This is a genomic window from Tamaricihabitans halophyticus, from assembly GCF_004340875.1.
Taxonomy (GTDB): Bacteria; Actinomycetota; Actinomycetes; order Mycobacteriales; family Pseudonocardiaceae; genus Tamaricihabitans; species Tamaricihabitans halophyticus.
In genome coordinates, this window is record NZ_SLXQ01000018.1 from 25,286 (window position 1) to 41,573 (window position 16,288).

1 protein-coding gene (only partly in view) is annotated in these 16,288 nt (G+C 68.7%); it reads left to right on the forward strand.

The window, feature by feature from the left end:
* Positions 1–16,288, forward strand: the 5' portion of a protein-coding gene (locus EV191_RS26180) for a type I polyketide synthase (protein WP_132880314.1). It continues 10,754 nt past the right edge of the window; 16,288 of the gene's 27,042 nt are visible here — the first part of the coding sequence; it begins with the start codon at positions 1–3; its stop codon lies off the right edge, out of view.

Here is a 16,288-nt window from a genome sequence, read left to right on the forward strand (position 1 = left end):
ATGGACAACGAGCAGAAGCTTCGTGAATACCTCAAGCGTGCCTCTGCCGACCTTCGGCGAACCAAACAGCGCTTGGGGGAACTGGAGGCCGCGGCGCAGGAGCCGATCGCGATCGTCGGCATGGCCTGCCGCTATCCGGGCGGGGTCCGCTCACCAGAGGATCTCTGGGATCTGGTGCTGCGTGGTGGGCACGGCATCGGTCCGTTCCCCACCGATCGCGGTTGGGACGTGGACACCTCGCTGCCCGCGGCCGGTGGGTTCCTCGCCGATGCCGCCGAGTTCGACGCCGACTTCTTTGGCATCTCGCCGCGTGAGGCACTGGCGATGGAACCGCAACAGCGGGTACTCGCCGAGGTCGCCTGGGAGGCATTCGAGCGGGCTGGTCTGGACCCGCATGGGGTCCGCGGGAGCCAGACCGGGATGTTCATCGGATCGATGGGCCACCAGTACGCGGTGGGTCCCGACGATGATGTGGCCGGGCTGCAGCTGACCGGCGGTGCCAATTCGGTACTTTCCGGGCGCTTGGCCTATCTGTTCGGGACCTATGGTCCAGCGGTCACGATCGATACGGCCTGTTCGTCGTCCCTGGTCGCGCTCCACTTGGCGACCAAATCGCTGCGCGACGGGGAGTCCTCGCTGGCATTGGCAGGTGGGGTCACCATCATGTCCAGTCCGGTGTCCTTCACCGAGCTGGGGCGCCAGGGCGGCCTTGCCGTTGACGGCTTCTGCCGCTCGTTCGCCGATGGCGCGGATGGCACCGGCTGGTCCGAAGGGGTCGGCGTGCTGGTGCTTGAGCGGCTCTCCGATGCGCTGCGCAACGGCCACCAGGTCCATGCGGTCGTCCGTGGAACGGCGATCAACCAGGACGGCGCCTCCAATGGGCTCACCGCGCCCAATGGACCGTCGCAGCAGCGGGTCATCGAGGAAGCGCTGATCAACGCGCGTGTTTCGGCCGATCAGATCGACGCGGTCGAGGCACATGGTACGGGCACCGCCTTGGGCGATCCGGTTGAGGCACAGGCATTACTCGCCACCTACGGTCGCAGCAGACAACACCCGCTGCTGGTCGGCGCGGTGAAGTCAAACATCAGCCATACCCAGGCGGCGGCCGGCGTCGCCGGGGTGATCAAAACCGTGCTGGCGATGCGGCATGGCGTGTTACCTCGGATCCTGCATCTGGACACCCCGTCCAGGCATGTGGACTGGACGGTCGGCGATATCGCGCTACTGGCCGAGAACACGCCATGGCCGGAGACTGGTCAGCCGCGTCGGGCCGCGGTGTCCTCGTTCGGCATCAGCGGCACCAACGCGCATACCGTACTCGAGCAGGCACCCGAACCCGCGCGGGCCGAAGCGGAGTCCCCGGCTCCCGTCGTGGAAGCCGGCCCGGTGCCGGTGGTGCTTTCCGCGCGCACCGCGGAAGCACTTCGTGACCAGGCATCTCGACTGCTCGCCGCGCTCACCGAGCCGAGCTGGCCGTTCGAATCCAGCCAGCGTAACCTCGCTGACCTCGGCTTTTCCCTGGGCGCGACGCGAGCCGCGCTGGACCACCGGGCGGCGCTCGTCGCGAACGATCTGGCGACGGTACGTGGCGCGCTTGCTGGGCTCGCGGCCGGCGAGCCGCCGGCAGAGGTCGCCACCGCGACCGTGCGCGGCAGTGGCAAGCTCGCCGTGCTGTTCACCGGGCAGGGTAGTCAGCGGTTGGCGATGGGCCGCGAACTGTATGCCCGGTTCCCGGTGTTCGCTGAGACGTTTGACGAGGTGCTCGCCCACTTTCCGGGGCTTCGCGAGGTGGTCTGGGGACAGGACGCCGACGCGCTGAACGCCACCAGCCAGGCGCAGCCCGCGCTGTTTGCCATCGAGGTGGCGCTGTACCGCCTGGTCACCTCGCTCGGCGTGCGCCCAGATCTGCTGCTCGGGCATTCGGTCGGCGAGATCGCTGCCGCCCACGTGTCCGGAGTGCTCTCACTGGCTGACGCCTGCCGCCTGGTCGGCGCGCGCGGAGCCCTGATGCAGGCATTGCCCGCCGGCGGATCGATGGTCGCGCTGCAGGCAGGCGCGGACGAGGTGCGCGCCGTATTGCCGGAAGACGCAGCCGTGTCGATCGCGGCGATCAACGCGCCGGATTCCGTCGTGGTGTCCGGCGCGGTGGAGCCGGTGACCGAGATTGCCGATCACTTCAGCGAGCTGGGGCGCAAAACTCGCCGCCTGGCGGTGTCGCACGCGTTCCATTCGCCGCTGATGGAACCGATGCTGGCGGAGTTCCGCGCGGTCGTCGCCGAGCTCACGCTGTCCGCGCCGCTGATCCCGTTCATTTCCGACGTGACTGGTGTGCCGATCACGGTGGAACAGGCCACCTCGCCGGAGTACTGGGTTGAGCACGTGCGGGCCACGGTCCGGTTCGCGGACGGGGTCGACTGGCTGCGCGAGCACGGTGTCACCACCTTCCTCGAACTTGGTCCGGATGCCGTGCTCGCGGCCTCGGCCGCGAGCTGTCTGCCGGAGGATGTCGAGGCACCCATTCCCGCGCTGCGGGCAGGACAGGACGAGTCCACGGCGTTCGCCAAGGCGATCGCCGGTCTACAGCTGCACGGCGTAGCGCTCGACTGGTCGGCGTACTTCAGCGGCACCGGAGCGCAGCGCGTCGACCTGCCCACCTACGCGTTCCAACGCAAGCGGTTCTGGCCACGTTCGGCTCCGCTGATGGTGGCGGATCCCGCCGCCGTCGGACTGGGTGCGGCCACACGCCATCCGCTGCTCAGCGCCGCGGTGTCACTGGCCGGTTCCGCGGGTGTTCTGCTGACTGGCCGGTTGTCCACGCATACTCACCCATGGCTGGTCGATCACGAGGTCGACGGGCAGCGGATGCTGCCCGCGACCGCCTTTCTGGATCTAGCGATCCGCGCGGGAGACGAGGTCGGCTGCGACCGGGTCGCGGATCTGACTCTCACCACACCGCTCGTGCTCCCGGCGGACGGTGCGGTGCAGCTCCAGTTATGGATTGGTGCCGCGCAGGACGGCAGCCGCACGCTGACCGTGTACAGCCGCCCGGAAAGCACCGACGATCTCCCGTGGACCACGCATGCCACTGGGGTGCTGACGGCAGCGGAGACGGCTGTGCCGAGCGCGGCGGTACCGGAGCCTTCCGCCGCCGCGACGACGATAGACCTGGACGGTTTCTACGACGCACTCGACGGTTTCGGCTACGGGCCCACGTTTCGTGGGCTCACCGGGGTCTGGCGCGCGGGAGGTGACGTCCTCGCCGAAGTCGCGTTGCCAGACAACGTCGATGCGGAGGGCTTCGGCCTGCACCCCGCGTTGTTGGACGCCGTGCTGCACGCGATTCGGTTCGTGGACCTGCCGGAAGCAGCGGCGGGCGCACTGCCGTTCTCCTGGGACGGGGTGACGCTGCACGCCACCGGAGCCACCTCGGCGCGCGCGCTGATCAGTCCACTCGGTGTGGACACGGTCGCGGTCACGGTGGTGGACGCCGCAGGCGATCCGGTGCTGACCGTCAACTCGTTGACCGTGCGTCCGGTGGCCGGAGCATCGGTACCCGGGTCCGACACGCTGTACCGCGTCGAGGAATGGGAATCGCCCGCACCGGAACCCTTCGCCGGCTCGATCGTCGTCGTCGGTGACGACCCGTGGGATCTTGCGACCGCGCTCGACGCTTCACCGGTCACCGAGCCAGCAGGGGACATCACCGTGGTGCCCTTGGCTGGTACCGGCAACACGGTCAGCCGGATCCGCGAGTTGACCAACGGCGCACTGGAACTACTGCGCGCCCGAGCACCCGAGACGAAACTGGTCTTCGTTGGCCGCGGCGCCACCACCGGGGCCGACCCGGCGGCCGCGGCTGTATGGGGCCTCGCTCGCTCGGCGATGGCCGAGACGCCAGGCGGTGTGGCGCTACTCGACTTCCCCGAAGGACCGGTCGACGGAGGTCTTCTCCGCCGTGCACTGGCAACCGAGGAACCCGAGTTGGTGCTCCGCCCCGGGCGGCTGTATGCCCCCCGCCTGGTACGGGTACCGGCGATCGGGTCGGCGCCTTCCCCATTCACCGAGGCTGACCTGGTGCTGGTAACCGGCGGCACCGGGGGACTCGGTGCGCTGCTGGCCAGGCATCTCGTTACCGGCCACGGGGTCAGCCGATTGCTGCTGGTGAGTCGGCGGGGCCCGGACGCGCCCGGCGCGCCCGCGCTCGCCGAGGAGCTCGCGGGACTCGGCGCAGCGGTGAAGATTCTCGCCTGCGACGTCAGCGATCGGGCGGCGCTGGCCGAACTGCTTGCCGAACACCCGGTGACAGCCGTCGTGCATACCGCGGGTGTGCTCGATGATGGCGCGCTTGATTCGCTCACCCCGGACCGTTTCGACACGGTGCTGCGACCGAAGGCGGACGCCGCCTGGTATCTGCACGAGCTGACCCAGGACCGTGACCTGTCCGCGTTCGTACTCTTCTCCTCACTCGCCGGCACGTTCCCCACGCCCGGGCAGGGCAACTACGCCGCCGCCAACGCCACACTCGACGCGCTCGCGCGACATCGCGCCGAGCTTGGCCTACCGGCATTGTCGTTGGCGTGGGGAGCCTGGGCGGATGCGGGCATGACCGGCGACCTGGACAGGCTCGCCGGTGCCGGACTGCCCGCGCTGTCCGTCGCCGATGGACTCGCCCGGTTCGATGCCGCGCTGGCCGGTACCGACCCAGCCGTCGTGCCGGTCCAGCTTGACCTGGCCAGGCTGCGCGGACTGCCCGTCCCACCGCTGCTGACCGGGTTGATTCGGACCACCGCTCGCCGCGCCGCTCGTTCGGCCGCGGCGAGCGGCCTTGCGGACCGACTGATCCGGCTGTCCGATTCGAAACGTCATGCCGCCGTACTCGAACTTGTGCAGGCACAGGTCGCCGCGGTGCTCGGCCATGATGATCCCGCCACGATCGACCCGGACCGACCCTTTGCCGAACTCGGGTTCGACTCGATGACCTCGGTGGAACTACGGAACCGGCTAGGCGCGGCGACCGGGCTGCGGCTCCCAGCCACGGCAGTCTTCGACCACCCGTCGACGGACGCGCTCGCCGTGTACCTCCTCGACGAACTGTTCGCCGAACTGCCCAGCAGGACGGTCGATCCGACCGTTCGCGACACGACCGCCGACGATCCGATCGTCATCGTCGGGATGGCCTGCCGCTACCCGGGTGGGGTCAGCTCGCCGGAGGAACTGTGGCGACTGGTCACCGAAGGCGGCGATGTCATCACCGGATTCCCGACCGACCGGGGTTGGGACCTGGACGCGCTGTTCCACCCGGATCCGGACCACGCAGGCACGTCGTATGCGCGTGCTGGTGGGTTTTTGCGGGATCCGGGTGGTTTTGATGCTGCGTTTTTTGGGATGAGTCCGCGTGAGGCGGTGGCGACTGATGCGCAGCAGCGGTTGTTGTTGGAGGTGTCGTGGGAGGCGTTGGAGCGTTCCGGGGTTGATCCGGTGTCGTTGCGGGGTAGTCGAACGGGTGTGTTCGCCGGTGTCATGTACAACGACTACACGCAACTGCTCGGCGGGCAGGAATTCGAAGGCATCCAGGGCAGCGGTACCTCGATCAGTGTTGCCTCCGGCCGGGTTGCCTATCTCCTTGGCCTCGAGGGGCCGGCGGTAACGCTGGACACCGCTTGCTCGTCCTCGCTGGTCGCGATGCACTGGGCGATGCAGGCACTACGCTCCGGTGACTGTGACCTCGCCCTTGCCGGCGGGGTCACCGTGATGTCCACGCCCAATGCGTTCATCGAGTTCTCCCGGCAGCGTGGTCTCGCGCCGGACGGGCGGTGCAAGGCTTTCGGTGCCGGCGCGGACGGTGTGGGTTGGTCTGAGGGCGCTGGCATGCTGGCCCTGGCGCGCCTGTCGGACGCGGAGCGGGCGGGTTATCCGGTTCTTGCGGTTGTTCGTGGTTCGGCGGTGAATTCGGATGGTGCGTCGAATGGGTTGACGGCGCCGAATGGTCCTTCGCAGCAGCGGGTGATTCGGAGTGCGCTTGCTTCGGCTGGGTTGTCCACGTCGGATGTTGATGTGGTTGAGGCGCACGGTACTGGTACCACGTTGGGTGACCCGATCGAAGCGCAGGCGTTGCTGGCAACGTATGGCCAGGATCGGGAAAGCCCACTGTTGCTTGGTTCGGTGAAGTCCAATCTCGGGCACACCCAGGCCGCGGCTGGGGTTGCCGGAGTCATCAAGATGATTGCCGCGATGCGGCATGGCGTGGTTCCACCGACGTTGCACGCCGATGATCCTTCGTCGCATGTGGATTGGGAATCGGGCGCCATAGAACTGGCGACAGAGCAGCGCGCCTGGCCGGAAACGGGTCAACCCCGTCGCGCGGCGGTCTCCTCTTTCGGGTTCTCCGGCACCAATGCGCATATCGTGTTGGAACAGTCCGCGTCGACGGTGGTCTCGCACCCCAGCGAGGTGCCAGCCGAGCCGACCTCGGTCGTGCCATGGGTGGTGTCCGCGAAGTCCGCCCTGGCACTGGATGCGCAGCTGGCCCGGCTGCGCGCGGTACCGGAAGCGCCGGAAGATATCGGCGTAGCACTGCTCAACAGGTCGTCCTTCGCGCACCGTGCGGTGCTGCTGGACGGGGTCGAGGTAGCGCGTGATGAAGCGGGCAACCGGCCGCTCACCTTTCTGTTCGCCGGTCAAGGCGCGCAGCGGTTGGGGATGGGCCAGCAGCTGTATGCCCGGTTCCCGGTGTTCGCCGCGGCTTTCGACGACGTCGTCGATCGGTTCGACGGGCTACGGGAAATCGTCTGGGGCGACGATGCCGAGGCACTGAATCAGACCGGCTGGGCGCAGCCGGCCCTGTTCGCTTTCGAGGTCGCGCTCTTCCGGCTGATCGAATCCTTCGGCGTGGTTCCGGACAACCTGGTGGGACATTCGATCGGCGAGATCGCGGCCGCGCAGGTAGCCGGCGTGTTCTCGCTGGACGACGCGTGCCTGCTGGTTGGCGCGCGGGCACGGCTGATGCAAGCGTTGCCATCGGGCGGTGTGATGGCCTCGGTCGAGGCAGACGCGTCCGAGCTGACCCTGACCGATGGAGTGTCGGTCGCGGCGGTGAACGGCCCGCGTAATATCGTGCTTGCCGGAGTAGCCGACGAGGTCTTCGCCGCCATCGGCGAACGGAAGCACAAGCGACTACGGGTATCGCATGCGTTCCACTCGCCATTGATGGACCCGATGCTTGCCGAGTTCCGGGCCGCGATCGCGAACATCTCGTTCCACGAACCGGTCCTGCCCTTGGCCAAGGACGTCAGGACGGTCGACTACTGGGTCAACCACGTACGGGACACCGTGCGATTCGGCGACGAGGTGGCCGAGCTCGCCGGCACGGTGTTCCTGGAAATCGGACCGGATGGCACACTGTCCGCCCTGGTCGACGGAATCCCGTTGCAGCGCAAGGAACGCGACGAAGAGACCGCCTTGCTGACCGGCCTCGCCAGGCTGCACGTCACCGGCACGACCGTGCGCTGGGACCAGGCGCTCCCCGCGAACGCCCGCCAGGTCGAGCTGCCGACCTACCCGTTCCAACACCAACGTTACTGGCCACGGCGTGATCAGCCGGTCGTGGTCGATCCGGCCGAGACCGCGTTCTGGTCCGCGGTCGAGGCCCGCGACCTGGCTACGCTCAGCGAAACGCTTTCGCTCGATCCGGAAACCGTCGCGGCGATGGTCCCCGCGCTGTCCGACTGGCGCACTCGGCAGCGTGCGACGCCCGCCACCGGTGAACTCCGCTTTCGGGAGAGTTGGACCGAACTGGCCGTCCCCACCGTCGCGACAACCGGCCGGTGGCTTGTCGTCTTGCCGGAAACGGTCGCGGACACATCGGCGGGGTTGATCGACGAGGTGCTGGCCGCGCTACCAGAAGCTGGGACGATCACGGTTCCTCCTGACCGCGTTCGAATTGCCGCCGCACTGGTCGATGCCGTGGGTGCTGAGGGAGACCCGTACGACGGTGTGCTGAACCTGCTCACCGCTGGCCAACAACCAGTTCTCGGTACCGCGGCGCTGGTCCAGGCGCTACTGGACACGGAACTGGGTATTCCACTGTGGAGTATCACACGGCACGCGGTGGCGGCGGCCGACGGTGATCTGCCGGATGAGGAACACGCCGCGGTATGGGGCCTGGTTCGGGTGGCCGCGCTCGAAGCGCCACGGGCGATCGGTGGGCTGGTCGACATGCCCGGCGCGGGGTCGGCCACCGGCCTGCTCGCCAGGGCGCTCGCTACCGGCGCTGGCGAGGATCAGCTCGCTATCCGTAGTGGGTCGGTACTCGGCCGCCGGATCGTCACCGCGCCGGCGCCGACGGGCGAAGCCTGGCAGCCAACCGGCACCGTGCTGGTCACCGGCGGTACCGGCGCCCTCGGCGGGTGGGTCGCCCGCTGGCTCGCCGAGCACGGCGCCGAACATCTGGTGCTCGCGAGCAGAAGTGGCTCAGCCGCCCCCGGTATTGCCGCACTGACCGAAGAGCTACGCGAGCACGACACCAGGGTCACCGTCGCCACGGTGGACGTAACCGACCGGACCGCACTGGCAGAGCTGCTGGCTGAGCACCCGGTCAACGCCGTAGTACATGCCGCGGGCAGCAACGATGACGGCCTGCTCGCCGATCTTGACCGGGAGCGCATCGACGCGGCATTTCGGGCTAAAGTGGATGGTGCGCGCGCCATTGCCGAGCTCGCCACCGACCTCGATGCCCTGATCATGTTCGGCTCGCTTGCCGGCGCGGTGGGCAATCCCGGCCAGGCCAATTACGCGGCCGCCAATGCCGCGCTGGATGCCATCGCACAGCGCTGCCGCGCGGCGGGCATTCCCGCGACCTGTCTCAGTTGGGGCGCATGGGCGGGTGGTGGCATGGCCGCCGAGGAAACCGTGGCGGATCGCGCCAGGCGCAACGGAATACGGCCCATGGCCCCGGCGATCGCGTTGACCGCGATGGCACAGGCCGTCGCCGAACCCGCCCCGACCGTGCTGATAGCCGATCTCGAACTGGATCGTTGGCTCAAGGCGATGCTCGGCATCCGGCCGAGCCGGCTGCTTTCCGAGCTGCCCGGCGCGGCCGACGCGGTTCGCCCCGCTGACGGCGCGCTACGTGAGCGGCTGCTTGCCGCGCCCGAAGCGCAACGCTCCGGTCTGGTGTTGGAGCTCGTCAGAGGGAGCGCGGCCGGAGTACTTGGGCACGCCGGCCCGGCCGCGATCGGTGTGGACACCGCGTTTCGCGACCTCGGCTTCGATTCGCTCACCGGCGTTGAACTGCGCAATCTTCTCGCCGACGCGACCGGACTCGCGCTACCCGCGAGCCTGGTCTTCGACTATCCGAGCGCGCGCGAGCTCGGCGAACACCTCACCGAGCTGGTCCTCGGTACCGCGGTCGCGGAAACCGTCCGCGTTCGTGCGACCACCGACGAACCACTCGCCATCGTCGGGTTGGCCTGCCGGTTCCCCGGCGGCGATCGCGGCGATGTGACGACGCCGGACGAGTTCTGGCAGCTGCTCGTCGAAAGCGGGGATGGCATCGGTGGGTTCCCTACCGACCGGGGTTGGGATCTGGACGGCCTAGCCGGTGGCGGTACCGCGGGCAGCGCAACCCAGCAGGGTGGGTTTCTCACCGGCGCCGCAACCTTCGACGCCGAGTTTTTCGGAGTATCGCCCCGCGAGGCGACCGCGATGGACCCGCAGCAACGGCTGTTGCTGGAAACCACCTGGGAAGCCGTGGAGCGCGCCGGTCTGCGGCCGGGAACCCTGCGTGGTACACCGACCGGTGTCTTCATGGGTACCAATGGGCAGGACTACGCCAACCTGGTGACCGCGGCGGGAACGGACCTCGGTGGCCACGCCGCCACCGGCATCTCCGCGAGCGTGCTCTCCGGTCGCCTGTCCTATGTGCTCGGTCTGGAAGGGCCGGCGCTGACCGTCGACACCGCTTGCTCATCGTCCCTGGTCGCACTGCACCTTGCGGGGCAGGCGCTGCGGGCGGGTGAATGTGATCTCGCGCTTGTCGGCGGGGTCACCGTGATGGCAACGCCGAACAGCTTCATCGAGTTCTCCCGGCAGGGCGGGATGGCACCGGACGGCCGATGCAAGGCGTTCGCCGACGGCGCGGACGGCACCAACTGGGGCGAGGGCGCCGGCGTGCTCGTCGTCCAGCGCCTCTCGGACGCCCGGAGCGCGGGTCACGACGTACTCGCCGTGGTGCGTGGCTCGGCGGTCAACCAGGACGGCGCGTCGAACGGTCTCACCGCGCCGAACGGTCCCTCGCAGCAGCGGGTGATCCGCGCCGCGCTCGCCGCCGCCGGTCTGTCCGCCCAGGAGGTTGACGCCGTCGAGGCCCATGGGACCGGGACCAGTCTCGGTGACCCGATCGAGGCGCAGGCGGTACTCGCGACTTACGGCCAGGACCGCACGCACCCGGTCTACCTGGGCTCGGTGAAGTCCAATATCGGGCATACCCAGGCCGCGGCCGGGGTGGCGAGCGTGCTCAAGATGGTACTCGCACTACGTCATGCGCATCTCCCACCAAGCTTGCATGTGGACACGCCGAGTTCGCATGTGGACTGGACAACCGGATCCGTGCGGTTGCTCACCGAACCGGCCGCGTGGCCCGAGGTCGGTCGAACGCACCGCGCGGGAGTCTCGTCGTTTGGGGTCAGCGGGACCAACGCGCATGTCATCCTCGAAGCCGGCGATCCGCCTCCGACCGGCGAGACGATCGCATCGACGGGCGTACTGCCCTGGGTGTTCTCCGGGCGCAGTGCCGCCGCCATGGCCGAGAATGCCGCTCACCTCGCGACAAGCCGTGCGGTCGACCCGACCATCGGTGCGGCGGAGACCGCTGCCGCGTTGGCCGCGCGTTCCCTGTTCGAACATCGCGCGGTTGTCTTTGGCGCAGACCGTGAGGAGCTGCTTGCTGGCACCCGGTCGGTAGCGACCGGTACGGCGCATGCCCAGGTGTGCATGGGTGTCGCCGACGTAGCCGGTGGCACCGTGTTCGTCTTTCCGGGGCAGGGCGCGCAATGGGCGGGTATGGGCGCTCGACTGCTGGACGAGTCGCCGGTGTTCGCCGAGGGGATCGCGGAATGCGCCGAGGCACTCGCCCCGCATGTCGACTGGTCCCTCATCGACGTACTTCGGGGTACGGCACCGGCCGAGCTGTTCGACCGGGTCGATGTGGTGCAGCCGGCGTCCTGGGCGATGATGGTGGCGCTTGCCGAGCTGTGGCGCGCGCACGGCGTCCGGCCGGACGCGGTCATTGGCCATTCGCAGGGTGAAATCGCCGCCGCCGTCGTATCCGGTGCGTTGACCATCGACGATGGTGCACTCGTGGTGGCCTTGCGGAGCAAGGCGATTGCCGCGGAACTGGCCGGCCGTGGTGGGATGGTCTCGCTCGGCGTATCGGCCGAGGAAGCGAGCCAGCTAATGGCTGGCGAGGAAGGGACCGTATCGCTTGCCGCGGTGAATGGTCCGCGTTCAGTCGTGATCTCCGGCGACCCGGACGCGCTGACCCGGATTTCCGCTCGGGTCGCGGCGACCGGCGCGCGAGTGCGTACCGTGAACGTGGACTATGCCTCGCATTCAGCGCATGTCGAGGCGATCCACGAGATCCTGCTCGAGTCACTGAGTACGGTGCTTGCCCGCCGGCCGGAGGTGCCCTTCTGGTCCACGGTCACCAGTTCGTGGGTCGAGGACGCCGCGTTCGACGCCGAGTATTGGTATCGCAACCTGCGCGGCACGGTCGGTTTCCAAGAGGCGATCAACGCGCTCGGTGCGGCCGGCCACCGGTCGTTCATCGAAGTCAGTGCGCATCCCGTGGTATCGCTGGCGATCACCGACACGGTGGCCGAGTTTGCCGAGCCGACCGTGGTTGCCGGCACGCTGCGGCGTGACGAGGGAGATCTGCGCCGGTTCAGCACCTCGCTAGCCGAGGTGTTCGTGCGCGGCGGCACCGTGGACTGGACACCGCTGTTGCACGGCGCTCGACCGGCGGCGGTACCCACATACGCCTTCCAACGCGCCAGGTACTGGTTGGACCGGCCAGCTCAGCCAACCAACGGCGAGGCGGCGGATACCGAATTCTGGTCCGCGGTGGAAAGTCGTGACCTCGCCACGCTCACCGCCGGCTTGCATGTGGACACCGACTCGCTTGCCGCCGTGTTACCCGCATTGGCGAACTGGCGTAGCAAGCGAGCCCGCCAGTCGAAGGTGGACGGCTGGCGGTACCGAGTGGCGTGGCGGCCGATCACACTCCGAGCAACCACACCACAAGGGCATTGGCTCGTGCTGCATGTTGGCGCCGAACCTGCTGAGCTGCTCGCGGCGCTGCCCGAAGCCACGGCCGTGCGGATCGACGAGTCCTGTGTAGACCCAGAGGTGCTCGCGGATCGACTGGAGCACGCCGGGCTTGCCGAGTGTACGGGCGTGCTGTCCGCGCTCGGCTTCGCCGAGCGCCCCAGCGAGCGGTATCCGGCACTGAACCTTGGTCTCGCGTTGACCGTCGCACTGGTGAAAGTCCTCGGCGCTGGCCAGGCCACCGCCCCCGTCTGGTTCCTCACCCGTGGCGCGGTCAGCACCGGAGGCGCCGATCCGATCCGCAATCCCGAGCAGGCACAGGTGCACGGGGTTGCCTGGTCGGCGGCGCTCGAACACCCCAGGCAGGTGGGCGGCGTTCTCGATCTGCCCGTGGAACTCGACGAGGCAACGACCCGGCGGCTCGGCACCGTCCTCGCGGGCGGCACCGAGGATCAGCTCGCCATCCGGGCCTCCGGGGTATTTTCCAGGCGCGTCGTGCCAGCCAAGCCGGCCGCGCCGAGCGCTGACTGGGTTCCCACGGACACCGTGCTTGTCACCGGGGGGACCGGCGCTATCGGCCCGGATCTGGTGCGCTGGTTGCGCGCTGCTGGCGCCCGAGATGTCGTGCTCACCAGTCGTTCCGGCGAGATCGACCCGGCGGTGCTCGCTGACGGTGTGGACGTCGCCAGGTGCGATGTCACCGATCGCGCCGCGCTCGCCGAACTGCTTGCCGGCCTTTCCGCCGCCGGCCGTCCGGTTCGGACGGTGGTACACGCGGCCGCCGTGATCCGGCTCGGTTCGCTGGCTGAGATGACGCTTGACGAGTTCTCCTGGGTGGTGGACGCCAAGGTCGCCGGCGCACGATATCTCGATGAACTGCTCGGTGATGAGCTGGACAGCTTCGTTCTCTATTCCTCGATCACCGGTATGTGGGGCAGTGGTAACCACGCGGCCTACGGCGCGGCCAACGCCTACCTGCACGCCTTCGCCGCTCACCGCAGGGCAAAGGGCCGGCATGCGCTTTCGGTCCACTGGGGCAAATGGCCGGACGACGAGCGGATCGGCGACCGCGACCCGTACGGAGTGCTGCGCGCCGGGCTCGGCTACCTGGACCCCGAGCTGGCGATGACCGGGCTGGCCAGTGCGCTCGCCGAGGACGACACCGCGATCGCGATCACCGACGTGGACTGGGCACGCTATTACCCGGTGTTCACCGCGGCGCGGGACACCACGTTGTTCGATGAGATACCGGAGGTTCGCGCGGCCCGCGCGGCGGTGCCAGACGAAGTAGCGGGCAACGACTTCGCCAGCACGCTGCGTGCGCGGCCACTGGCCGAACAACGTCGCCTACTACTGGAACTGGTGCGTACCGAAGCGGCTGTCGTACTCGGCCACGCGTCCGGCGAGGCGTTGCCCGAACGGCGTGCCTTCCGTGAGGTCGGTTTCGACTCGGTATCAGCTGTTGACCTCCGCAACCGGGTCGCCAGGGCCACTGGCCTTGCACTGCCCGCGACGATGGTGTTCGACCACCCAACTCCGGTCGCGCTCGCGGCCTTCCTCGCCGGCGAGCTGGGTGCCGGCGGCGATGCCGCGATGCGCACGACCGCGCTCAGCCGCACTGACGACGAGCCGATCGCGATCGTGGGGATGGCCTGTCGCTACCCGGGTGGTGTCGACTCGCCAGAGGCGTTGTGGCGCCTTGTGCTGGACGGAACCGACGCGACTTCCGAGTTCCCTGCTGACCGGGGCTGGGACGCGGCGTCGGTGTACAACCCCGACCCGGATATGCCCGGCAGCACCTACACGGTGCGTGGTGGTTTTCTCCGCGATCCGGCGGGATTCGACGCGGACTTCTTCGGGATCAGCCCGCGCGAGGCGTTGGCCATGGACCCGCAACAGCGACTGCTGCTCGAGACCGCATGGGAGGCGATCGAACGCGCCGGTATCGCCCCGGAGTCGTTGCGCGGCAGCCGGACCGGGTCGTTCTTTGGTGCCAGCGACCAGGGCTATGGCGCGGCCGGTGGGATCGACGGCGCCGAGGCCTACCTGATGACCGGCGCCTCGGCGAGCGTGCTTTCCGGCAGGGTCGCCTACCTACTTGGCCTGGAAGGGCCGGCCGTGACCCTGGATACGGCCTGTTCGTCGTCACTGGTCGCGCTGCACCTTGCGGTGCGGTCGGTCCGTTCCGGGGAAACGGACCTCGCGCTTGCCGGTGGGGTAGCGGTGATGAGCTCGCTGCAGCCATTCGTCGGGTTCAGCAGGCAGCGGGCATTGTCTCCGGACGGACGCACCAAAGCCTTTGCCGAGGCCGCGGACGGGATGACGCTCGCCGAAGGCGCCGGCGTAGTACTCGTCGAGCGGTTGTCCGAGGCGCGGCGGCTCGGGCATCCAGTTCTTGCCGTGGTACGTGGCTCAGCGATCAACTCGGACGGCGCCTCGAACGGTCTCACCGCACCGAACGGTCCCTCGCAGCAGCGGGTCATCCGCGCCGCGCTCACTGGCGCCGGACTGTCCACACGGGAGGTCGACGCGGTCGAGGCACACGGCACCGCCACACCGCTCGGTGACCCGATCGAGGCGCAGGCGCTGCTGGCCACTTATGGCCAGGATCGCGACGCGGCACTGCTGCTCGGTTCGATCAAATCGAACCTCGGGCACACCCAGGCCGCGGCCGGTGTCGCCGGGATCATCAAGATGGTGCAGGCGCTACGGCACGGTACGCTACCCCGCACCCTGCATGTGGACACCCCGTCCTCGCACGTGGACTGGACGGCTGGCTCCGTCGAGCTACTTGTCGAGCAGCGGGACTGGCCGGCTGTGGAACGGCCGCGCCGGGCCGGAGTGTCCTCGTTCGGGATCAGCGGTACGAACGCGCATGTCATCCTGGAACAGGCGCCAGTGGAGGAGTCCGAGCCGAGCCACATGCGGCCCGCCGTGGTGCCGGTACTTCTTTCCGCTCGCGGCGAGCAGCCGCTGCGCGCCGCGGCCGACCGGCTGTTGGCCACTGTGGACGACCGGACATCCTTGGCGGATATCGGATTCTCCAGCGCTCTCGGCCGTTCCGGATTGGACTATGGTGCCGCCGTCGTCGCGGCGGACCACGAGGAACTGCGCCGTGGACTGACCGCCTTGCGCGATGGGCGACCGGGCACCGGGCTGGTACGTGGTGGCCCCGATCGCTCCGGCGGGCTGGCGATGTTGTGTACCGGGCAGGGCAGCCAGCGGATCGGGATGGGCCGCGAGCTGTATGACCTGTTCCCGGTGTTCGCCGACGCGCTCGACGAGGTGCTTGGCTACTTTGCCGGGTTAAGGGAAGTCGTCTGGGGCGAGGATCAGGCGGAGCTGGACCGGACCTGCTGGGCGCAGCCCGCGCTGTTCGCGGTCGAGGTCGCGCTGTTCCGGTTGCTCGAGAGCTGGGGCGTGGTGCCCGACTATCTCGCTGGGCATTCGATCGGTGAGATCGCCGCGGCGCATCTGGCAGGGGTGTTCGACCTGACCGACGCGGCGGCGTTGGTGACCGCGCGGGCCACGTTGATGCAGGCCCTTCCGGGTGGTGGAACGATGGTCGCGGTCCAGGCGACCGAAGCCGAGATCGCGCCACTGCTCACCGAGGGACTCGCGGTCGCCGCGGTCAACGGCCCTTCGGCCACGGTGGTCGCCGGGGTCGAGGCCGAGGTGCGCGAGCTACTGGCGAACCTGCCGGAGGACCGGCAGCGCAAACAACTACGCGTGAGCCACGCGTTCCATTCGCCACTGATGGAACCCATGCTCGCCGAGTTCGGTGCCGTGGCCTCGGCGATCAGCTATCGAGCGCCGGAGATCGCGCTGGTTTCCGGGCTGACCGGCAGGGTCGCCGGAGGCGAGGTGTGCACCCCGGAGTACTGGACCGAGCAGGTGCGCCATACCGTCCGTTTCGCTGATTGCGTCAGCACCCTGGCCGAACTCGGCACCGGGCAATATCTGG